We start from the raw sequence: 21298 nt of genomic DNA, 5'->3' as shown, positions 1-21298 counted from the left end.
TCCTTAGTTAATTGATACGATGTATATTATGTTAAGTCATCTTTCTGCCTAGCCAACAGACCAGCACCGAACCAGGAACCATCTACTCGCCCCGCCTGGGCAAGGCGGTCAATTTGTTGCCAAACCGAGGGTTAACCACGGCTCATACAGCCTTTCGATGATTCGTTTTGCTAAGACAATTTCCTGTCAATTGATCCAAGGAAAAGTTATATGAAAAACGAAAAATCGCTGGGCGCCGTACCTGCGCGCTACAGCATGGCCGCATTGGCAGCGATCGTCGCGCTGACGATGACCGCCTGCGGCGGCTCCAGCCACAACGACAAAGAAGACCTGGTGAGCACCGCTTGCGAAGCTGGCACGTCGGACGGCTCGGTAGTGGTGGGCTCCGGTCTGCCTGGCGATCCTTCGTTCCCCGAGCTGGCTTCGGGTTACCGCACCGGCAAGAAGGTCGTCGAAGGCCATAAGTACATGGTGGTGACGGCCAATCCTCTGGCGTCCAAGGCCGGTTGTGAAGTGCTGAAGTCCGGCGGCTCGGCCGTCGATGCCGCAGTGGCCGTGCAGATGGTGCTGGGTCTGGTCGAGCCCCAGTCCAGCGGCATTGGTGGTGGCGCCTTCATGCTGTACTACGATGCAGCGACCAAGAAGGTAACGGCCTACGACGGCCGCGAAACAGCCCCTGCGGCCGCGACACCCGATTACCTGCGCTATATCGACAGCAGCACACAAACCACGCCACTGCCCAGCGCCCGTGCCAGCGGCCGCTCCATCGGCACGCCTGGCGCCGTGCGCATGCTGGACCTGGCCCACAAGGACCACGGTGCCAAACCCTGGAAGGACCTGATCCAGCCCGGCATTGACCTGGCCACCAATGGCTTCAAGATCAGCGGCCGCATGTCCGATGCGCTGGCCGGTGCCAAGACCGCGCTGCAGGCCGATGCCGATGCGCTGGCTCTGTATTTCAACGCCGATGGCTCGACCAAGGGCCTGGGTGAAACCTTCAAGAACCCCGCTTACGCAGCCACTTTGACGAAGATGGCGACCGGCGGTGCCGATGCGTTCTACACCGGATCGGTGGCACAAGGCATTGTCGACAAGATTGCCGTGACCCAGAACGTCACGACTGGCGCGCCCATCACCCCTGGCGTGACCACGCTGGCCGATCTGGCCGGCTACCAGGCCAAGAAGCGTGATGCCGTCTGCACCACCTACCGTGCCAAGTATGTGATCTGCGGCATGCCACCACCGTCATCCGGCGGTATTGCCGTGGCCCAGGCCATGGGTGTGCTGGAGAATTTTGACCTGGCCCCCCACAAGCCCACCGCGCTGGATGTCGAAGGCGGCAAGCCCACCGCCATGGGCGTGCACCTGGTGAGCGAAGCCGAGCGCATGGCCTATGCCGACCGCGACATGTATGTGGCCGACACCGACTTCACCCCCCTGCCCGGCCCGCTCTACAGCACCTTGCTGGACAAGAGCTACCTGAAGTCGCGCGCCGCGCTGATCTCGCCCACCCAGAGCATGGGCACCGCGACTGCCGGCCAGTTTGGCAACACCCGTCTGGGCGTGGGCAAGGTGACCGAAGCGGGTACCACGCACATGACCATCGTCGACGGCAAGGGCAACGTGGTGAGCATGACCACGACGGTGGAAGCGGGCATGGGCTCCTACCACATGACCCAGGGCTTTATCCTGAACAACCAGCTGACCGACTTCTCCGCCGCGCCCACCTCGGCCGATGGTCTGCCGATCGCCAACAAGGTGGAAGCGGGCAAGCGCCCACGCAGCTCGATGGCGCCCACGCTGGTGTTTGAAGCCACGGCGGACGGCCAACCTGGCGCCTTCAAAATGGCTACTGGCTCGCCTGGCGGTGCCACCATCATCCAGTTCGTGACCAAGACCCTGGTGGGCGCACTGGACTGGGGCCTCGATGCGCAGCAAGCCACCAACCTGGTGAACTTTGGCGCCTCCAACAGCCGCACCACCAACCTGGGCGGCGAGCACCCCAACATCAATGCCACCAACAGCGGTGACAACGATCCGCTGGTGCTGGCACTGCGCGCCATGGGGCATACCGTGTCGGTCAATGCGCAGTCCAGCGGTGTGGGCACCGTGATTCGCACCGCCAATGCAGCAGGCGAAGCCCGCCTGAGCGGTGGCGCAGATCCACGCCGTGAAGGTGTGGTGCTGGGCGATACCTACAAGGCCAAGTAAGCCTCGGGTTTCACCATCGTCAAAAAGCCGCTGTGGGTTGATGCCCGCGGCGGCTTTTTTGCTGGTTGGCGCCCTGCTCTTGGCGCTTATCTGATTAGCGCATCAAGCGGCAGTGTGTGCGGGCAGCTCCTGGCGCTGCAGATGCTGGTTGATCTGCTCGATCACTGGCAGCAGGTCAGCCACGCTGTCGATCACAAAATGGGCGCCGGCGCTGCGCAGCTGTTCGCTCGCAGTGCTGCGGATCTCTGATTGCGCGTCCGAGCTCAGTGCCTGCCATTCGGGCAGGGACAGTCCATTGGCATTGCCGCTGACGGCCACACCGACCGTCCAGCAACCGGCATTCAGCCCTTCGGCAATGCCCACACTGGTGTCGTCCACCTTGACCACGGTCGAGGCCGGCCAGATGCCCAGATCGGCAAAGCAGCGGTACATCATCAAGGGGCTGGGGCGGCCAGCGGCCAGGTCGCCGGCGCAGACGATGTTGTCTGGCGCGTAGCCGGCGCGGGCTGCGATGGGCTCGAGCACATCCATGATTGGGCGGTTGTAGCCGGTGGTGCTGCCGATCTTGATGCCATCGAGCCGCAGGCGGTTGACGACTTCGAGCGCGCCAGGGATAAATTCGGCAAAGTCTCCGACCACGCGCGCGTTCATCGGCGTGAACACCTCGTAGAGATGGTCGATATCGCTGCTGGACACCGGCTTGCCATAGCGGCGCTCCCACTGGGCTGCCACCTCGGGCAGTTGGCACAGCGCCGCAATATGGTCCCATTTGGCCGAACCCATAGGGCCCCGGGCCTGGGCAATGCTGATCTCGATGCCGAAATCCTGGAACAGCTGCACAAAGGCGCCCATAGGCGCGCGTGAGCCAAAGTCGACAATGGTGCCGGCCCAGTCAAAAACAACGGCTTGTACGCGTTGGGGGTTGTGAAAATTCGTCATGGTGTCCTCTGCCCCTTGGCCCGGCCACTGGCCAGGGTCCGCGTTGGGGCTGTCTATACAAGAGATGTGTCGTTCTGCGTGCCCGGCAACCCTTACCAATGGGCAAAGGTGTCGTGCGCCACGCCAAAGCCGGTGCTCGCGCCCGTGCCGCTGGTGACGATGGCTACGCGGGTGGCAGCGTCCGGCGCCTCGATAAAGCAGTCCGTGCGTGGGGCCGAAGGGTAGATGCCCAGCCAGCGCTCGGTAATGCGGAAGTCGTCGATATTCAATGCCTCGCGCATGTGGCGCAGCATCAGGGCATCGACCTCGTCCTGCGCAAAGGGCTGGACGGAGGCGCCGTAGTGGTGCGAATCGCCGACCACCAGGCTGCCGTCGGCGCTCTGCACCACGATCAGGTGGATGCCATGGGCAAGGCTCTCGCCCTCTTCCTGCTGCAGTTGCTCAAGCAAGGCGCGGGCCTCGGGCAGCTTGCTGTAGCCGTGGTAGCGCACCAGGCTCAGGTCGCCCATCACCGATGCGTTCAGGCGCAGATCGCCAGCCGGCTGCACGCGCAGCATCTGCAGCTGGCACAGCTGCACCTGGTGTTTGGCAAACAGCTCGCTGTAAAGGCCATGGATGTCGGCATTGGTGCAGACCACCACGCGCTCGGCATGCAGCTGGCCCTTGGATGTCACCACCTTGGGCGTGGCCACCTCCCACACCGCTTCGCCAAAGCGGAAGGTGACTTGCATCTGCTCGGCCAGCCAGCGCGTCAGCTGGGCGATTGCGTCGCGCGATTCGACCCGCAGGTCAATGGGGCTGTGCAACACGGCCTTGGCCTGGTCCAGCCGCAGCTCGGGTGCGTGGCGGGCGGCTTCTTCGGGGCTCCATAGTGCGCAGTTCACGCTCTGGGCCATCTCGGTGTGCATAAAGGCCTGCAACACATCCAGCGCCTTGTCGCGTGTGGCCACCAGGTTCAGGCCCTGGTGCTGCACAGTGATACCGGCCTTGGGCGCAAGCTCGGCCCAGACGTCGCGCGCATGGCGCGCACGGCGCCAGGTGTCCCCTGCCCCCTGGCCGGTCACCGTCACAAAGCCAAAATTGCGGATCGATGCGCTCACACAGGCGGCATCCCGGTCGACCACGCAGACCTTAAGGCCCCGGCGCGCCGCCTCATAGGCATGGGCGAGGCCCACAATGCCTGCACCCACCACCATCACATCAAAACTTGTGCTTCCCACCGTCATTCCTGTCTTTCCTGGTTCTCGAATCATCTTGTCCATCCACGCGATCAGCGCTTGCGCCAAGCCTGCGTGCGCTTGTTCAACCACCAGCCCAGCGCCTGGTAGAGCACGGTCACCACGCAGCTGATCGCGGCAATCATCACCGCCATCGCAGCGGCAGCGGCCATGTCGCCGGCCTCATCCAGGTTCAGGATCGCAACCGCGCCCAGGCGCGTTTCTGGCGAGTAGAGGAAGACGACGGCCGAGATCGTGGTCATCGCGGCCACAAAGAAGTAGCGCGAGACCTCCAGCAAGGCCGGCAGGCACATCGGCAGGGTCACCTTCCACAAGGTGCGGTAGAACGGCACCTTGAGCGAGGCGCTGACCGATTCAAACTCGCCATCAATCGACTTGAGCGCCGTCACCAGGGTCATGTGGCCGGTGGTGTAGTAGTGCATCACCGTGCACAGCACCATCAAGGGCATGGTCTGGTACAGAAAGTTCAGCGGGTTGCCGGGGGCATTGAAAAAGAAGATATAGCCCAGGCCGAGCACCAGGCCGGGCACGGCCATGGGGAGCATGGCCAGCATGCGCAGCACCGGGCGCAGCGCAGGCATGCCCTTGGTTTTTTCCAGCAGATAGGCGCCCATGAAGACCACGATGGGCCCGGCCACCGCAGCGCTCGCAGCCATGGTCAGGCTGTTGAAGACGGCAGTATCCACGCCGGCATCGACCAGGCCGCTGGTGTAGTGGCTCAGGGTCAGGCCCAGCTGGTACGGCCAGAACTGCACCAGCGACGCAAAGATGGCCATGCCGAACATGGCCAGCATCAGCGCGGCCAGCGTCCAGCACAGCAGGCTGCAAAAGCGGTCGGTGGCGGCATGGCGGCTGGGCTGCAGCACCACGGCGCGCGCGGTCAGCACCGCGGTCTGCTTTTTCTGCACCTGGCGGTCAATCGCATAGGTGATGACGGCCGGCAGCAGCAGCAGCAAGGCCACGACGGCGCCACGCTGGAAATCCTGCTGGCCGATCACCAGCTTGAACACATCGGTGGCGAGCATGTTGAAATTGCCGCCGATTACCTTGGGGATACCGAAATCAGTGACCACCAAGGTGAACACCACGAGCGCGGCTGAGACCACGCCGTAGCGCGCCGCCGGCAAGGTCACAGTCAAGAACTGGCGCGTGCGACTCGCTCCCAGCGCGGTGGCGGCCTCGTAGAGGCGCTGGTCGCCCAGGGCCAGTGCGGTGATCAGGATCATCAGCGCATGCGGAAAGGTGGCAAAGCACTGGGCCAGCACGATACCGGGCGCGCCGTAGATGCTCTCAAAGCCCAGCGCATTGAGAACGGACTTGAGCACGCCCTGGTTGCCAAACCAGTAGATCAGCGAGATGGCAGACAGCAGCGACGGAGCCAGCAACGGCAGCAGGCTGATGCTGCGCAGCAGAACCTTGGCGCGGATGCCCGAGCGCGTGATGGCATAGGCAAAGCCAAAGGCGAGCGGGATCACCACGGCGGTGACCACCAGCGATACCCACAGGCTGTTCCAGAGGCTGCCCAGCAGCGCGGGCGACTGGAAATAGCGCACAAAGCGCATGAAGGCCGAGCCGTCGTCAGCCGAGGTGGGCGCAAAGGCCTGGCCCAGCAAGGCGGCCAGCGGTGCCAACAGGCCAAGCAGCAGCAGCGCAGTGATGGCGACCAGCGCCAGTTGCGCGATGCGGTCACTGGGCGCTGCATGCAGGCCGGTATGGCGGGGGAGCGCTGCGGGCGCTGAAACGGATGAGGTCATAGTGTGTCGGTAAGGCCCCGTGACCGGGGACATGGCCGCGAGCGGCCCCTGCCCCGGCGCTTGCCAGGGCAACGGCCGGGCTCAGGCGGCCTGGGCAAAAATCTTCAACTGCTGCGCATGGATGGAAAACTGCAACCAGCGGCCCACCTGGATATCGAGCTGCAGGCACTGCGCCGGGCTCAGCTGCAGCTGCACATGGCGCTCGGGTAGGCGCTGCACATCGACATGGACGATGCACAGCGCTCCGAGAAACTCCAGCTGCTCGACGACACCGGTGAGCACCGGCGCGCCATTGGGCGCAGGCGCGCTGCCGATGGGCGGCATGGCCGTGCAGTCATGCACGCTGCAGTCTTCTGGCCGCAGGTAGACATGCAGGCTTTCGCCGGGGCTCATGCGCGGCGCCTGCGGGCAGTACAGCTTGTGGCCTGCCAAGGTGATGCCGCCATTGCCGGCGGCCAGGGCCTGCAGCTTGTTGGCCTTGCCGATGAACTCGGCCACAAACGGGGTGGCCGGGCGTTGGTAGATGTCGCGGGGCGTGCCCACTTGCTCGACCACGCCATGGTTCATCACCACAACGCGATCGGCCATGGCCATCGCCTCTTCCTGGTCATGCGTGACCATGATGGTGGTGACATACAGGCGCTGCTGCAGCGCCCGGATCTCGTTGCGCAGGTGCACGCGCACGGTGGCGTCCAGGGCGGACAGAGGCTCATCGAGCAGCAGCAGGCCGGGCGACATGGCCAGCGCACGGGCCAGGGCCACGCGCTGCTGTTGGCCACCCGACAGCTGGGCCGGGTACTTGCCGCCACTGACCGACAGGCCCACGGTATCCAGCAGGCTTTGCACCTTCTGGGCCACCAGGGCCTTGGGTTGGCGCTGGCTGACGAGGCCATAGGCCACGTTGTCGGCGACCGTCAGATTGGGAAACAGCGCATAGGACTGGAAGACGATCCCGTAGTCCCGCTGGGAAGCAGGCAGTTGGGAGATGTTCTTGCCGTCCTGCCAGATCTCGCCGCTGGTCTGGGCTTCGAGCCCGGCAATCGCGCGCAGCAAGGTGGTCTTGCCGCAGCCCGAGGGGCCCAGAAAGCACACCAGCTCGCCACGGCGAATCTGCAGGTTGATCGACTGCAAGGCGGTAAAGCTGCCGTAGGACTTGTGCAGATGGCGAATCTCCAAAAAGGGCGGGCCGCCTTCTTCGCGGCCACGGCGCAAGCCCTGCTCGGCGGACTCGAATGCATACGAGGTATCGCGCACGGGCGTGGTCTGCGCCGCCTGGCCCTGCGCTACTGGCAAACGTGCTGTCTCCCTGTCACTCACTTCTTGGCCTCGCTCTTGGCGTCGTAACGCTTGGTCCACTCGGCCAGCACGCGCTCGCGGCTGTCGGCCATCTTGGAGAAGTCCAGCGGAATCAGGCGCGACTCATAGTCGGCAGGAATATTGGCCAGCTTGGGGGCGACGCCGGGCATGGCGGTGACGGCAAAGTTCTTGCCGTACAGCTCCATCGCCTCCTTGCTCACGGCCCAGTCCACCAGCTTCTGGGCGGCATCGGCTTGCTTGGTGCCCTTGTAGATGCTGATGCCTTCCAGATCCCAGCCCAGGCCTTCCTTGGGGAACACCAACTCGATGGGGGCGCCCTTGGCCTTGTTGGCGTGCGCGCGGTATTCAAACGAGATACCGGCGACATACTCGCCCTGGGCGGCCATGTTGCAGGGCTTGGAGCCCGAGTGGGTGTACTGCGCAATGTTCTCGTGCAGCGCATCCATGTACTTCCAGCCGCCGCCGTTGCCGTTGTCGTCGCCAAACAGCTGCAGCCAGGCAGCGACGTCAAAGTAGCCGGTGCCGCTCGAGGCGGGGTTGGGCATCACCACCTGGCCCTTGAACTCGGGCTTGGTCAGGTCTTGCCAGCTGGTGGGCATGGGGATGTTGCGCTTCTTGGCTTCGACGGTGTTGAAGCAGATGGTGGCGCCAAACACATCCATACCGACCCAGCTGGGTGGGTTCTTGCTGTCGCGGTACTTGGCCGTGATGGCGTCGAGGCCCTTGGGGGCATAGCCCTGGAGCATGTCGTTCTTGTCGAAAATCGCCAGGCTCGATGCCGCCACGCCCATGATCACATCGGCCTTGGGGTTGGCTTTTTCGGCCAGCAGCTTGGCGGTGATAACGCCGGTCGAGTCACGCACCCATTTCAGCGCGATGTTGGGATGGTTCTTGTTGAAGGCCGTCTCGTAAGCCTTGAGCTGGTCCATCTCGAGCGCCGTGTAGACCGTCAGTTCCGTCTTTTGGGCATACACCAGGCCCGTTGCTGCCATGGCGGCAGCTGCAGCCACCAGCTTTTTCCAGTTCTTCATTGCGTACTCTCTCGCCTGGGTTAATAGGATCGATGGAGTATCGGAAGCCTTTGTGACAATGGCATGGCGGATTGGCGAATCTTGGATGACACAGGCGCTCGTCATATTGACGAGGCATTTGGGCTGTATCGCAGGCGCTACAGTGGCCTGCCATCCTGCGCCTGAAGGCCGCCATTCCCGGTGGCCCTGCGCTGGATTGGGCGCCACTTTATGCTGTTCGCATGACATCAGCCACCTGGATCGCCTATATCGACGGCAGCGCCCTGCCCAACCCGGGGCGCATGCGCATTGGCGGCATTGCCTATGCGCCCGATGGGGCGAGCCACCGCTTTAGCCAGGCAGTAGGCCATACCGGCTGCAACAACGAGGCCGAAGCACTGGCCGCCATCCATGCCCTTCAATGGCTGCAAGGCATGGGCGCACGCGAGGTGCTACTGCACACCGACAGCAGCATTCTGGCCGCGCAAATGGCAGAGCCCGCCGCCAAGCCGATTGCCCGCCTGGCTGCACTGTATGAACAGGCCCGTTCTCTGCGTGCTGGCTTTGCACAGCTGGAGGTGCGCTGGGTGCCGCGCCACAAGAACACCGTAGCCGATGCCTTGGCGCGCGGTGAAGCGGCACCGGCAGACGATGCGGTAGATGCAGCAGCGATGACCAGCATGGCCTGATCCGGTCTGATGGTGTTTTATCTGGCCTTAGCTGGATTGATCTGGTTGAGGCTGGCCTAAGAACCTGTTCAAAGTCTCCTCGCGCCGCGACAGTGTCTTTGCGAGATGGGATGCGAGGGGGGCGCCCAGCCGCGCAATACCGCAGCAATAGCCCAGCTATTGCGAGGATTTGCAACAACGCATACCGCTCCCTAGCCGGGCGCCCCTTCCCGGGCAGCGCAAAGCCACTGTCCCTGTGGGTTGGAGTGAAATCGGGCGATTTCTTCGCGCTGACCCTTCAAACTCATCCCGATTGCACTCCAACGCGGTTGCGTAGACACTTTGAAAAGGTTCTGAGGCGAGACCCGCAGCGCAGACGGGCTAGTTTTTGCCGCGCAGGCGCGAGCCTGGCAGCCTGCGCAGGGGCCGGGCCGCTGGCGGCACGCTGCGCATGGGGCGGCGGCCGTTGCCTGCTCCAGTGTCTGCTGCGGCGACTGTATCCCCCGCCCTGCCCGCCTGGGCCTGCTCCAGCCGCAGCTGGGCGAGCGCAGTCTCATGCTGGTGGCTTTGGAGCGCCATGGCCTGCGCATGTGCTGCTTGCGCGCTCTGCAGCTGGTGCTGCAACTGCTGCACCTGGGCCTGCGCCTGCTGCAGCTGCGCGGCTTGCTGCTCACGCTGGCCCTGCAGGGTCTGGCGGTCTTGCTGCCATTGGGCTTCGAGCTTGGCCAGCTTTTCTTGCTCGGCGCGCTGGGCCGCCATTGCCTGCTTGGTCTCCTGGCGTGCGCGGTCGAGCTCTTGCAATGCCCTGTGCTGCTGCAGCTGGGTGCTGTGCTGCAGCTCCCGCAGCTGCTCGGCATGGGCCAGGTCGGCCTCATCGCGGGCTTTGCGGTTGGCAAACAGCTCCTGCTCCAGCGCCTGCAGGCGCTGCTGCTGGGTGGCGGCAAACTGGTCTTTTTGCCGGCCGGCCTGCTCCAGATCAGCCAGGCGCCCGCTTTGCATCTTGATCTGGGCATGGGCTACGGCGAGCGCCTGCTCGGTGGCGGCGCGTTGCTGGGCCATCAGGCTGCGCTCTTGCGCCAGGGCTTGCTGAGCGTCGTCTAACGCTTGCTGCTGCGCCTGCAGATCCTCGCGCACGGGCTCCAACAGCGCATCGGCCGCTTGCGATGCCTGCGCTTGCACCTGCTCCCAGACCTGTTGCAGCGCCTGCACCAGCACGGGCGGCAAGCCGTTGCCGAGAGCGCTATCAGGCTCGCCATTGAGGGCGCTGCCCCCGCCTCCCGCTCCCAGGCGCGGCCCCAAGGTCGCAAACCAGGCCTCCAGCATGGGGCTTACCGTATTGGGCGAGCCCCGGCCGATCTTCTGGCGCACCCGCTCAATCGTCGGCCGTTTGCCCTCTAGCAGCAGCGCATCGGCCGCCTGCCAGACATCTTCTTTTTGCACGCTGCGCGTGGCACGCGACATTTCCATTTTTTGACCCCTTTTCCGATTACTATCGATAAGAGATTGTTATCGCAAGTAATTCGTCTGTTGTATGTAATATATCATACATAGCATGTAATATTTAATTAATATGAAGTCTTACATACCACTTCCTATACCGGTAGATACGGATTTGCTGCCCGCAGCGCCGCCCGGCGCCGCGCCATTGCAGCCTGAGCTGCTGTCCGCATCGGCGCAAGACGCATTACATGCGCTGCGGCTGGAGGCTGCCTCTGAAAACACCACCAACAGCTACCAAGGGGCGCTGCGCTACTGGGCCGCCTGGTACTGGTTGCGCTATGGCCAGGCCATTGCCCTGCCGCTGCCGGCCAATGTGGTGCTGCAGTTTGTGGCTGACCACGGCGAGCACCTGGGCGCGCAAGGCGCGCAGTCGGGCCTGCCGCCGGCGCTGGACGCGCAGCTGGTGCAACTTGGCTTCAAGGGAAAACGGGGATCATTGGCGCATTCCACCCTGGTGCACCGGATTGCGGTGCTATCCAAGGCGCACAGCCACCAGGCCCTGCCCAATCCCTGCCACAGCACGGAAGTGCGCGAGGCACTGCAGCACCTGCGCAAGGCCTATGCGCGCCGGGGCATGCTGGAGCAGAAAAAGGCCGCCCTCACCCGCCCCTTGCTGGAGCAGCTGCTGGCCACCTGCGATGAAAGTCTCAAAGGCCGGCGTGACCGCGCCTTGCTACTGTTTGCCTGGGCTAGCGGTGGGCGCCGGAGATCAGAGGTGGCGGACGCGCGCATGGAATGGCTGCAGAGCATGGGCCCGGGCCAGTACCTCTATGACCTGCGCCTGTCCAAAACCAACCAGAGCGGATCCGCCCGGCCGGAGAACTTCAAGCCCGTCGTTGGCGTGGCCGGTGCGGCGCTCGCCCAGTGGCTGGAGGGCTCGGGCATCCGTGAGGGCGCGATATTTAGACGCGTGTTCAAGAATGGCCTGGTGGGCGACTCGGCACTGAGCGCGCTGTCGGTCAACAACATCGTCAAGGAGCGCTGCGCGCTCGCGGGGGTTGAGGGGGATTTTTCTGCGCACTCGCTGCGTTCGGGCTTTGTGACCGAAGCGGGCCGGCAGAACATGGCGCTGGCCGACACGATGGCGATGACCGGCCACCTAAGTGCGGCGACGGTGCTGGGCTATTTCCGAGCCGAGGCGCCTCTGGCCAACAAGGCAGCGCGCCTGCTTGATGACCCGTTGGCCGACTGAGCCTGCAGCGCAGTGCCTTGGGTCAATCCAGTGCGGTAGGCAGCAGCAGCACCAGCAGCATCAAACCACCCAGCAGCACCAGCTGGTGCAGCATGTAGTAAGGCAGGCTGTGGCGCCCCAGCCAGGCGAGGCTGCGGCTGGCCCAGCTTTGCGCAGGCCGCGCCAGGTAGGCCTGCAGCCAGGCACCGGGCTTGGCCATCTGTTGGCGGCCAACGCTCAAGCCCAGCAGCATCACGCCCAACCAAGGCAGGATCGGAACAAAATCCTCGGTCGCGGGCTTGCGCGTCACCAAACCCAAGGGGCTGAGCGGCTTAGTGTTGAGCCACTCGACAAGCGCGGCAGGCAAGCTGCTGGCGGCATAGTGGTAGAGGCCTGGCGCGAGCATGCAAAGCATCGCCAGGCACAACAGCATACGGTCACTGCAGCCTTGCAGCAGGCGCAGTAGCAGCAGCATCACGGCCATGCCATGGAGCACGCCAAAGTAGATAAAGCTGTTGGGAAACACCAGGTAGGAGCCGACGCTGACCAGCAGCGCGCAGCCCGCTACCTGCGCCCAGCGCTGGTAAAACCGGGTGGCGCTGGTCTGCTTGCTCTGGGCTGCGGCTTGGGCCAGGCCTGCGCACAGCAGGAACAGGCTGACGATGGCGCTGCGCTGCCAGGTCCAGACGGGGTTGTGGTAGAAATCCTGGCGCCACAGCTGCAGATGGCTCAGATCAAAGCAGAGGTGGAAGACCGTCATCCAGACCATCGCCAGGCCTCGCAGCACATCCAGGTGGTCCCAGCGATCGCGCGGCGCGCGGGGCTTTGAATCGGCGTAGGTGACAGGATGGAACTGGGTGGGCATAGGTCAATGACGGAGGCTGCGCTATCGTGCCACATCTGCACCGCAGCTGCTGCCTGGCGTTGCTGGCAAGCAGCAAACCCAGCCACCGTTTTCAAAGATTCCAATATGAAAAAGCCTGTCGCATTTGCATGCAACAGGCTTTTAAATAATGGTCGGAGCGGTGGGATTCGAACTCACGACCCTCTGCTCCCAAAGCAGATGCGCTACCAGGCTGCGCTACGCTCCGACTAAGCATCTATTGTAACCCGATTTTGGAGCGTGTTTGGAGAAATCAGAACTGATCTTCTCGTTGCGCTGCACGAGCCGGATGTCAGGCCGTGCGATTTGCGCCACAGGCCCCCGCCTTGCTGCGGCCACGCAGCCCGGATGGTAGCCTGTGGCGACCGCCACTTAACCTGCTGCTTTGGCGCTGGCCGCGCCGTTCTCTGCCAGCGGCGCGCTGTCCCAGCTGCCGCCCAGCGCGCGAATGAGCGCAATGGTGGCCGTGTACTGTGCGGTGCGCACCTGCAGCGCCTGGCGGCGGTTGCGCAGCTCGTTGCGGCGGGCGTCGAGCAGTTCGAGCTGGCTGACCAGGCCGTTGCGGTAGCGCACATCGGAGAGGTGCGTGGCGCGCTCGGCCGACTGCACGGCCTGGCCCAGCACGCTGGCCTGGCCTTGCAGCAGGCGCAGGCTGCTCAGCTGGTCTTCCACCTCGCGAAAGGCCCCCAGCACCTGGCCGCGCTGGGCCGCCACTGCCGCTTCCAGTCTGGCCTTGGCGCCCTCTTCCTGCGCTTCGCGCTGGCCGCCGTCAAACAGCGGCAGCGACAGCAGCGCGCCCAGGCCCCAGGAGCGGGCCGACCATTTGAACAGGTCGCCCAGGTCGGGCGAGGCAAAGCCGCCATTGCCCGTCAAGGTGATCGCCGGAAACCAGGCCGCTTGCGCCACGCCCACGCGGGCCTGTGCGGCCAGCACACTGGCTTGCGCGGCCGATACATCGGGCCGGCGGGCCAGCACGGTGCCGGGCACGCCCGCCGGGATCACCGGCAAGCGCACCTCGCCCTGGGCTGCGGGCAGCACAAAGCCGGTCGCCACCTCGCCCACCAGCACTGCCAGCGCATTGCTGAGTGTTGCCTGCTGGCGTTCCAAGGCCAAGGCCTCGGACTCGGTCGCCGACACCTCGCTTTGCATGCGCACCACGTCCAGCTCGGCGGCATCGCCCGCGTCAAAGCGGCGCTGGATCAAGCGCAAGGTGTCGCGGTAGGCGGACAGGCTTTGCTGCACCAGCTGCTGCTCGGTTTGCAGCGCGCGCAGCTGCAGATAGGTCTGCGCCACATCGGACTGCACCATCAGCCGCGTGCTTTGCAGCAAGGCGGCACGGGCATCGGCGTCAAGCTGGGCAGCTTGGCTGGCTTGCGAGAGACGGCCAAACAGGTCGACCTCGTAGGACAGGTTGAGCCCGGCCGTTACCAAGGTGGCCGGCTGCAAACCATTGCTGGTGTTGGCACCGGCCTGGCGCGCCGCGCCGCCGGAGACGCCCACTTGCGGCAGGCGCTGGGCATCGGCCGAGCGCAGCAGCGCCCGGGCCTCTGCCAGGCGCGCTGCGGCCGTTTGCACATCGGTGTTGGCGTCCGCTGCGCGCTCGACCAGCTGGGTAAGTTCGGCATCGCCAAAGGCCAGCCACCAGGCGCCCCGGGGCTGGGCTTCGGCCGGGGCCGCCGTGGTCCAGGAGGCCTGGTCCTGCGCTGTGCTGAAAGCGGCGGGCACCGGCACGCCAGCGTTTTGTACAGCAGGCGGCAGCGCGGTTGCGCAACCGGCCAGCAGCAGGGCCGCTGCCAGCGGCGTGAGCAGTTTCAAGCGCAGGGGGGCCAGTGCGCGGCGCAGGCTTTGGCCCACCGGGCCCCGCCCGGCGTTGGCATGGGTAAATAGGGTCATTTTTTGCATGTTGTTCTTCTCTTATTCGTCATGTCCGCGCGCCGCGGCCAAGATGGGTTGGCCCGAGCCTGCGCCATGCACGGGGGCTGGCACCGGCGTCGTGATCGGAGCCACATGGGCGCCATGCTGCTTGAGCGGGCGGTTGCCTGCGAGCTTGCGCAGCAGTACATAGAACACGGGGGTCAGGAAAAGACCAAACGCGGTCACACCAATCATCCCGGCAAACACCGCCACACCCATGGCGCTGCGCATCTCGGCACCGGCGCCCTTGGACAGCACCAGCGGCAGCACGCCCATGATGAAGGCCATCGAGGTCATCAGGATGGGGCGCAGACGCAGGCGGCTCGCCTCAATCGCGGCTTGCACGGGGGTGCGTCCGGCAAACTCCAGCTCACGGGCAAACTCCACAATCAAGATGGCGTTCTTGGCTGACAGCCCCACCAGCACCACCAGGCCGATCTGGGTGAACACATTGTTGTCGCCATGCGAGAGCCAGACACCGGTCATGGCGGCGAGCAGCCCCATCGGCACGATCAGCACAATCGCCAGCGGCAAGGTCAGGCTTTCATACTGCGCAGCGAGCACCAGGAACACCAGCAAGATAGCCAGCGGAAAGACGAGCGCTGCCGAATTGCCCGCCAGGATTTCCTGGTAGGTCAGCTCCGTCCATTCAAAGCTGATGCCCTGCGGCAAGGTCTCGGCGGCAATGCGCTCGACCGCTTCGCGCGCTTGGCCCGACGAGAAACCGGGGGCGGGGCCGCCATTGACGTCGGCAGACAGGAAGCCGTTGTAGCGCATCGCACGCTCAGGGCCAAAGCTGGGCTCGAGCTTCATCAGCGCCGACAGCGGCACCATCTCGCCGGTGGTCGAGCGCACCTTCAACGCGCCCACATCTTCGGCACGGGCGCGGAATCCCGCATCCGCCTGAACCCGCACGCTGTAGGTGCGGCCAAACTGGTTGAAGTCATTGGCATACAGGCTGCCCAGGTAGATCTGCAGGGTCTCGAAGATGTCGGTCACCGGCACACCGAGCTGGCGCGCCTTGGTGCGGTCGATATCGGCAAAGAGCTGGGGCACATTGACCTGCCAGCTCGAGAAGATGCCGGTCAGCTCAGGCGTCTGGTAGGCCTTGGCCATGAAGGCCTTGACCGCGCCGTCCATCGCTTCGTAGCCGAGCGACGCCCGGTCCTCGATCTGCAGCTTGAAGCCGCCCGTGGTGCCCAGGCCCGACACGGGGGGCGGCGGGAACATGGCGATAAAGGCGTCCTGGATCTGGCCAAAGGCCTGGTTCAGCTGGCCGGCCACGGCGCCACCGCTTTGGTCGGCGCGGGTGCGCTCGGCAAAGGGCTTGAGCGAGACAAACACGATGCCGGAGTTCGAGCTGTTGGTGAAACCATTGATCGACAGACCGGGGAAGGCGATGGCGTCCTGCACATTGGGGTTGTCTTTGACGATATCGCCCATGCGCTTGATCACGTCTTCGGTGCGGTCCAGGGTTGCGCCATCGGGCAGCTGGGCAAAACCGACCAGGTACTGCTTGTCCTGCGCCGGCACAAAGCCGCCGGGCACCATATGGAACAGGCCCCAGGTGGCACCGACAAGCGCCAGGTAGACCACAAACATGCCGGCCTTGTGGCCAATCACGCGGCGCACGCCGCCACTGTAGGCTTCCGAGCCACGGTGGAAGACGGCATTGAAGCGGCGGAAGAAGCCACCCAGCACACGGTCCATGCCACGGGTGAGCGCATCCTTGGGCTCGTCATGGCCCTTGAGCAGCAGCGCTGCCAGCGCCGGCGACAGGGTCAGCGAGTTGATGGCCGAGATCACTGTGGAGATGGCGATCGTCACCGCAAACTGCTTGTAGAACTGGCCGGTCAGACCGCTGATAAAAGCCAGCGGCACAAACACCGCGACCAGCACCAGCGCAATCGCAATGATCGGGCCCGAGACTTCGCGCATCGCCTGGTAGGTGGCTTCACGCGGGCTCAGCCCCGCTTCAATGTTGCGCTCGACGTTCTCGACCACGACGATGGCATCATCGACCACGATACCGATGGCCAGCACCAAGCCAAACAGGCTGAGCGCATTGATCGAGAAGCCCAGCAGGTGCAAAACGGCGAACGTTCCCACGACCGACACCGGTACGGCCAGCAGCGGAATGATGGAGGCGCGCCAGGTCTGCAGGAACACAATCACGACGACCACGACCAGCGCGATGGCTTCGAGCAAGGTGTGGATCACCGAGTCGATGGAGGCGCGCACAAACTGGGTCGGGTCATAGGCGATGCGGAACTCCACGCCTTCGGGCATGTTCTTTTGCAGCTCGGCCATGGTGTTGCGCACGTTTTCCGAGATCTCGAGGGCATTGGAGCCCGGGGCCTGGAACACGCCCATACCCACGGCCGGTTCGTTGTTCAGCAGCGAACGCAGCGAGTAATCTGCCGCGCCCAACTCCAGGCGGGCAATGTCGCGCAGGCGCGTCACCGCACCGTCCGAGCCGGTCTTGACGATGATGTCGCCAAACTCTTCAGTGCTGGACAGGCGCCCCTGGGCATTGATCGACAGCTGGGTGTCCACGCCGGGCAGACCGGGCGATGCACCGACGACGCCGGCAGCGGCTTGCACATTCTGGCCGCGGATGGCAGCGACCACATCGCTGGCCGACAGGCCGCGTTGCGCCACCTTTTGCGGGTCGAGCCAGGCACGCATCGAGTAATCGCCACCGCCAAAGATCTGCACCTGGCCGACGCCCTGGATACGCGCGAGGCGGTCCTTGACATTGAGCACGGCGTAGTTGCGCAGGTAATCGATGTCATAGCGGCCATTGGGCGAGACCATATGGACAACCATGGTGATGTCGGGCGAACTCTTGACTGTCGTCACGCCCAGGCGGCGCACTTCTTCGGGCAGGCGCGGCTCGGCTTGCGAGACGCGGTTTTGCACCAGCTGCTGGGCCTTGTCCGGGTCGGTGCCCAGCTTGAAGGTCACGGTCAGGGTCATCACGCCATCGGTGGTGGCCTGGCTGCCCATGTAGAGCATGCCTTCGACACCGTTGATGGATTCTTCGAGCGGCGTGGCCACGGTTTCGGCGATCACCTTGGGGTTGGCGCCGGGGTACTGGGCGCGCACCACCACCGAGGGTGGTACCACCTCGGGGTACTCCGAGATGGGCAAGGCCCGCATGGCGATCAGCCCTGCCAGAAAGATCAGCAGCGACAGCACGCCCGCAAAGATCGGGCGGTCGATGAAAAATCGGGATAAATTCATACGCTTGGCTTTTTTGTTATCGGTTTAGGCGGCTGGCTTGGAGCCATCGTTGGCTGCCTGCTGCGCATCGTTCTTGAGCTCGGACTTGCTGGACATGGGCACATCCTGCGGCGCCACCACGGCGCCGGGCCGCACGCGCTGCAGGCCGTTGACCACAATGCGCTCGCCGGCTTTGAGGCCCGAGGTCACCAGGCGCAGGCCTTCAAACGGCGCGCCCAGCTGCACTTCGCGGTATTCGGCCTTGTTGCCCTCGCCCACCACCAGTACAAACTTCTTGCTCTGGTCCGTGCCCACCGCACGCTCATTGATCAGCAGCGCTTGCTGGCTGTGGGGCTGGCCCATGCGCACGCGGGCAAACTGGCCGGCCATCAGCGCGCCATCGGCGTTGTCAAACACCGCACGCACCCGCACCGTGCCGCTGCGCGCATCGACCTGGTTGTCAATCAGCTGCAGGTGGCCGTTGTAAGGGGTGGCGCCGCTCGTGCCCACCCCCATCTGCACGGGAATGCTCTCGATCAGCGCCCGCGCGCTCTTGCCCTGGCGCAGGCCTTGCAGCGCGTTGGTCACGATTTGCTCGTCGGCATCAAAGCTGGCGTACATGGGGTTGACGGACACCAGGGTCGTCAGCACTGGCGCGCCGGCACCGGCGCTGACCAGGTTGCCCACGGTCACATCGATGCGGCCCATGCGGCCGGCCACCGGCGCGCGCACCTGGGTGTAGCCCAGGTTCAACTTGGCCGTCTGCAGCGCGGCCTGGGCGGCGCGCAGGTTGGCGTCTGCTTCGCGGCGGGCGTTGCTGCGCTCGTCCAGCTCCTTTTGCGCAATCGCGCGCTCTTCCCACAGGCGTGCAGCACGCTCGGCTTCGCTTTGCGAATAGCCCATGCGCGCCTTCGCGGCCACTACCTGGGCTTCGGCACGGTCTACTTCGGCGGCATATGGCGCAGGGTCCACCGTGAAGAGCAGGTCACCGGCCTTGACCAGGGCGCCTTCCTTGAAGTGCACCGCCTGCAGCGCGCCGGCCACACGGGGGCGCACATCGACGCGCTGCACGGCTTCGAGCCGGCCGGAGAATTCGTCCCAGAGCTGCACGTCCTGCTGCAGCACCTGGGCGACGGAGACCGGCATCGCGGGCGGCGCTGCGGCCTCGGCCGGGGCACTCGCGTGCGAGCTTTGCAGGCCCAATGCCGTGCCGCCGGCAGCTACCACGGCGGCTGCCAGTCCGATGGCCGTCCACCAGCGGCGTTGAGGGGAAGAAGAAGTTTTGTTGTTGCTCATGGCCAAGTCCTGATGTGTGCGTGAATCGTTTTTGAGGTTTCCTGCGGCAACGGCATGCCCCTGCGGCTAACAAGAGCCGACAGAAAATCCTTGCCCATCCGGCAATGCGTTGCGAGAAAGCGTTTTTAAGGGTGGTGAAGGCGCAGCCGCCCGCCGCCGCTCCCAGGGCTTTACCGGGAAGAGGCGCCGCTCATGCCTTGCGCTTCGTTCAGGGGATCAGGCTTGCGCCCGACATCGGGATGTCTCGAAGAAAAGTGCCAGTTGTTCCAGCACCGCCCCGGCACAGGGACAGGGCTCGGGAGCTCGGGGCTCGAGCAATGCATCGGGCCACTGTTGCGCGACCTTGAACACATGCTGCTGCACCAGATGACCGGCTGCCTGCAGGCGGCTGGCATAGGCCAGTGCCTCGTCGTGCATCGGGTCTTCATCGCCCACCATGATGAGCGTTGCCGGCAGCCCAGCCAGGCGCTGTGCCATCGCGGGCACGGCGTAGGGATGGATACCGTCATAGGTGCAGCCCAGGAACTTGCTCCAGCCCTCGGCCCATTTGCATTCCGTCGCATCGCCATTGGCAGCGCGAAGCGATGCCGTGCCGGCGCAGGGATTGAGCATGGGTGAGAGCAGGATCTGCCCTGCCAGCGGCGGATGGCGTTGATCACGCGCCATCAAGCACACGCCGGCCGCCAGGTTGGCGCCCGCCTCCTCACCAGCCACATACATCGGCGCACCTTTGCCGGCAAGGCGTGTGCGATGTTTGTAGCTCCACTGGAGCATTTCATATCCGATCTCCAATGGACGCGGAAATGGATGCTCAGGCGAGAGCGGGTACGCCACCGACACCACACGGGCACCTGCTGAGGCCAGCAGACCCGCTACGGTGCAGCCACTGTCGAGATCGCCTTCAACAAAAGCGCCGCCATGAAAATGCAGCACCAAGGGCGAAGGCTCGCCCGACTTGCCTTTGCTACCGTACAGGCGCACGGCCACCGACTCGCCCGACGCCGTCGGAGCGACGGTGTCGATGAAGTCAGGAGCCGGTGAACGGGTTTTTACGGTGGTGTCAGACATAAGCTAGCCCGGTGGAAAGTAGGCATGGGGTAAATGTAGTTGCGTTGCTGCAACCGATCAATCCGCAAATTATGGCCGCACTATTTCCAAATCAGGAACAATGGCATGATCTTTGGCGTGTGAGAATCCACCTACTTTGGCGCGCGCGTGCGCGACAGTGCAAGCACAGTGCAAGGAGAGGCAGATGGATCAGATACAGGCAATGCGGGTGTTCGCGCGGGTCGTGGAGTCGGGCACCTTCACGCTTGCGGCCTCGTCGCTGCAGCTGCCCAAGGCCAGTGTGACCAAGCATGTGCAGGCGCTGGAAGACCGGCTGCGGGTCAAACTGCTCAACCGCACCACGCGCCGCGTGACCGTCACCACCGACGGCGCTGCCTACTACGACCGCGCCGTGCGGCTGCTGAGCGATTTTGATGAGCTCGAAGCCAGCATGAGCCAGGTGCGGGCCACGCCGCGCGGGCGCCTGCGTGTGGACGTGGGCACCTCGATCGCCCGGCTTTTGATCATTCCGCAGCTGGCATCCTTCCAGGCGCGCTACCCCGATATCCAGATCGACCTGGGTGTGACGGACCGTACGGTGGACCTGATTGCCGACAATGTGGACTGCGTGATCCGGGGCGGCGAGTTGCGTGACCAGTCGCTGGTGGCGCGCCGCGTGGGCAATGTGGAGTTTTCGACGGTGGCCTCGCCCGGCTATCTGCAGCAGCACGGTACGCCCCAGCATCCGCGCGATCTGGAAAACGGCCACAACAGTGTGATTTATTTCTCGCCAGTGACCCAGCGCCGCTATCCGCTGGAGTTTCAGCACAACGGCGAGGTCATCGAGATGACCAACCCCTCGACCTTGGCCGTGAACGAAGCCAATGCCTATACCACCAGCCTGCTCAGCGGCCAGGGCGTAGGACAGATCACCAGCTACCAGGCGCGCGAATACCTGAAAAGCGGTCAGCTGGTGCAGATCCTGCCGGAGTGGACCCAGCCTCTGCTGCCAGTCTATGTGGTCTACCCGCCCAACTCGCACCTGAGCGCCAAGGTCCGTGCCTTTGTCGACTGGGTGGTGGAGATTTTTGCGGCCGATCCGCTGCTGCAGTGCAAATAGCGCAC

General features: G+C 64.4%; 15 protein-coding genes and 1 tRNA gene. 4 read left to right on the top strand and 12 right to left on the bottom strand.

The window, feature by feature from the left end:
• The first annotated feature begins 210 nt into the window (after positions 1-210).
• Positions 211-2211: a gamma-glutamyltransferase gene (ggt, locus tag ACPEE1_RS12540; RefSeq protein ID WP_182341322.1), complete on the top strand. Its 2001-nt coding sequence runs from the start codon at positions 211-213 to the stop codon at positions 2209-2211.
• Between the two features lie 102 nt (positions 2212-2313).
• Here ggt and phnX read toward each other — a convergent pair whose 3' ends face one another.
• From phnX to ACPEE1_RS12515, 5 genes are all read right to left on the bottom strand, one after another.
• Positions 2314-3150 (bottom strand): phosphonoacetaldehyde hydrolase, encoded by an 837-nt coding sequence (gene phnX / locus ACPEE1_RS12535; RefSeq protein ID WP_182341325.1) that lies wholly within the window; start codon positions 3148-3150, stop codon positions 2314-2316.
• Between the two features lie 92 nt (positions 3151-3242).
• Positions 3243-4376 carry a TIGR03364 family FAD-dependent oxidoreductase gene (locus tag ACPEE1_RS12530; protein ID WP_182341327.1) on the bottom strand — a complete coding sequence of 378 codons (1134 nt, stop codon included), beginning with the start codon at positions 4374-4376 and terminating at the stop codon, positions 3243-3245.
• A 44-nt stretch (positions 4377-4420) separates the two neighbouring features.
• Positions 4421-6142, bottom strand: coding sequence for a putative 2-aminoethylphosphonate ABC transporter permease subunit (locus tag ACPEE1_RS12525; RefSeq protein ID WP_423932935.1), 1722 nt, complete (start codon positions 6140-6142; stop codon positions 4421-4423).
• 81 nt (positions 6143-6223) lie between these two features.
• Positions 6224-7318 carry a putative 2-aminoethylphosphonate ABC transporter ATP-binding protein gene (locus ACPEE1_RS12520; RefSeq protein ID WP_198424372.1) on the bottom strand — a complete coding sequence of 365 codons (1095 nt, stop codon included), beginning with the start codon at positions 7316-7318 and terminating at the stop codon, positions 6224-6226.
• 137 nt (positions 7319-7455) lie between these two features.
• Positions 7456-8490, bottom strand: a complete 1035-nt coding sequence (locus ACPEE1_RS12515) for a putative 2-aminoethylphosphonate ABC transporter substrate-binding protein (protein ID WP_116925662.1) — start codon at positions 8488-8490, stop codon at positions 7456-7458.
• Positions 8491-8711: 221 nt separating this feature from the next.
• Here ACPEE1_RS12515 and ACPEE1_RS12510 point away from each other — a divergent pair, with 221 nt between their 5' ends.
• Entirely contained in the window at positions 8712-9158 is a 447-nt protein-coding gene (locus ACPEE1_RS12510; protein WP_182341332.1) for a ribonuclease HI family protein, read from the top strand.
• Between the two features lie 360 nt (positions 9159-9518).
• Here the strand turns inward: ACPEE1_RS12510 and ACPEE1_RS12505 are convergent, their stop codons facing one another.
• Positions 9519-10604, bottom strand: a complete 1086-nt coding sequence (locus tag ACPEE1_RS12505) for a DNA-binding protein (protein ID WP_182341335.1) — start codon at positions 10602-10604, stop codon at positions 9519-9521.
• Positions 10605-10707: 103 nt separating this feature from the next.
• On the opposite strand from ACPEE1_RS12505, the gene ACPEE1_RS12500 reads away from it, so the two are divergent.
• Positions 10708-11829: a site-specific integrase gene (locus ACPEE1_RS12500; protein WP_260719563.1), complete on the top strand. Its 1122-nt coding sequence runs from the start codon at positions 10708-10710 to the stop codon at positions 11827-11829.
• A gap of 22 nt (positions 11830-11851) precedes the next feature.
• Here the strand turns inward: ACPEE1_RS12500 and ACPEE1_RS12495 are convergent, their stop codons facing one another.
• From ACPEE1_RS12495 to ACPEE1_RS12470, 6 genes are all read right to left on the bottom strand, one after another.
• Positions 11852-12673 (bottom strand): heparan-alpha-glucosaminide N-acetyltransferase, encoded by an 822-nt coding sequence (locus tag ACPEE1_RS12495; protein WP_260719564.1) that lies wholly within the window; start codon positions 12671-12673, stop codon positions 11852-11854.
• A gap of 149 nt (positions 12674-12822) precedes the next feature.
• Positions 12823-12899, bottom strand: a tRNA-Pro gene (locus ACPEE1_RS12490).
• A gap of 164 nt (positions 12900-13063) precedes the next feature.
• Positions 13064-14593 carry an efflux transporter outer membrane subunit gene (locus ACPEE1_RS12485; protein WP_409935154.1) on the bottom strand — a complete coding sequence of 510 codons (1530 nt, stop codon included), beginning with the start codon at positions 14591-14593 and terminating at the stop codon, positions 13064-13066.
• 12 nt (positions 14594-14605) lie between these two features.
• Positions 14606-17851, bottom strand: coding sequence for an efflux RND transporter permease subunit (locus ACPEE1_RS12480; RefSeq protein WP_182341347.1), 3246 nt, complete (start codon positions 17849-17851; stop codon positions 14606-14608).
• Positions 17852-17875: 24 nt separating this feature from the next.
• Positions 17876-19126 carry an efflux RND transporter periplasmic adaptor subunit gene (locus ACPEE1_RS12475; RefSeq protein WP_116925668.1) on the bottom strand — a complete coding sequence of 417 codons (1251 nt, stop codon included), beginning with the start codon at positions 19124-19126 and terminating at the stop codon, positions 17876-17878.
• A 216-nt stretch (positions 19127-19342) separates the two neighbouring features.
• A complete protein-coding gene (locus ACPEE1_RS12470; protein WP_021028037.1) occupies positions 19343-20194 on the bottom strand; it encodes an alpha/beta hydrolase in 852 nt (283 codons plus the stop codon).
• A 184-nt stretch (positions 20195-20378) separates the two neighbouring features.
• Here ACPEE1_RS12470 and ACPEE1_RS12465 point away from each other — a divergent pair, with 184 nt between their 5' ends.
• Positions 20379-21293, top strand: coding sequence for a LysR family transcriptional regulator (locus tag ACPEE1_RS12465; protein ID WP_260719566.1), 915 nt, complete (start codon positions 20379-20381; stop codon positions 21291-21293).
• Positions 21294-21298 lie beyond the last annotated feature (5 nt).

The sequence above is a fragment of the Comamonas sp. 23 genome (genome assembly GCF_049601575.1).
In the GTDB taxonomy this organism is placed as follows: Bacteria; Pseudomonadota; Gammaproteobacteria; order Burkholderiales; family Burkholderiaceae_C; genus Comamonas; species Comamonas squillarum.
This window is presented reverse-complemented; position numbering and strand designations above follow the sequence as displayed.

Excerpts from the sequence above, each read along its gene's own strand:
- ACPEE1_RS12505 (WP_182341335.1), bottom strand. The coding sequence starts at position 10,604 with ATGGAAATGTCGCGTGCCACGCGCAGCGTGCAAAAAGAAGATGTCTGG.
- ACPEE1_RS12515 (WP_116925662.1), bottom strand. The coding sequence starts at position 8,490 with ATGAAGAACTGGAAAAAGCTGGTGGCTGCAGCTGCCGCCATGGCAGCA.
- ACPEE1_RS12475 (WP_116925668.1), bottom strand. The coding sequence starts at position 19,126 with ATGAGCAACAACAAAACTTCTTCTTCCCCTCAACGCCGCTGGTGGACG.
- ACPEE1_RS12465 (WP_260719566.1), top strand. The coding sequence starts at position 20,379 with ATGGATCAGATACAGGCAATGCGGGTGTTCGCGCGGGTCGTGGAGTCG.
- ACPEE1_RS12530 (WP_182341327.1), bottom strand. The coding sequence starts at position 4,376 with ATGACGGTGGGAAGCACAAGTTTTGATGTGATGGTGGTGGGTGCAGGC.
- ACPEE1_RS12510 (WP_182341332.1), top strand. The coding sequence starts at position 8,712 with ATGACATCAGCCACCTGGATCGCCTATATCGACGGCAGCGCCCTGCCC.
- ggt (WP_182341322.1), top strand. The coding sequence starts at position 211 with ATGAAAAACGAAAAATCGCTGGGCGCCGTACCTGCGCGCTACAGCATG.
- ACPEE1_RS12500 (WP_260719563.1), top strand. The coding sequence starts at position 10,708 with ATGAAGTCTTACATACCACTTCCTATACCGGTAGATACGGATTTGCTG.
- ACPEE1_RS12525 (WP_423932935.1), bottom strand. The coding sequence starts at position 6,142 with ATGACCTCATCCGTTTCAGCGCCCGCAGCGCTCCCCCGCCATACCGGC.
- ACPEE1_RS12495 (WP_260719564.1), bottom strand. The coding sequence starts at position 12,673 with ATGCCCACCCAGTTCCATCCTGTCACCTACGCCGATTCAAAGCCCCGC.
- phnX (WP_182341325.1), bottom strand. The coding sequence starts at position 3,150 with ATGACGAATTTTCACAACCCCCAACGCGTACAAGCCGTTGTTTTTGAC.
- ACPEE1_RS12470 (WP_021028037.1), bottom strand. The coding sequence starts at position 20,194 with ATGTCTGACACCACCGTAAAAACCCGTTCACCGGCTCCTGACTTCATC.
- ACPEE1_RS12485 (WP_409935154.1), bottom strand. The coding sequence starts at position 14,593 with ATGCAAAAAATGACCCTATTTACCCATGCCAACGCCGGGCGGGGCCCG.
- ACPEE1_RS12480 (WP_182341347.1), bottom strand. The coding sequence starts at position 17,851 with ATGAATTTATCCCGATTTTTCATCGACCGCCCGATCTTTGCGGGCGTG.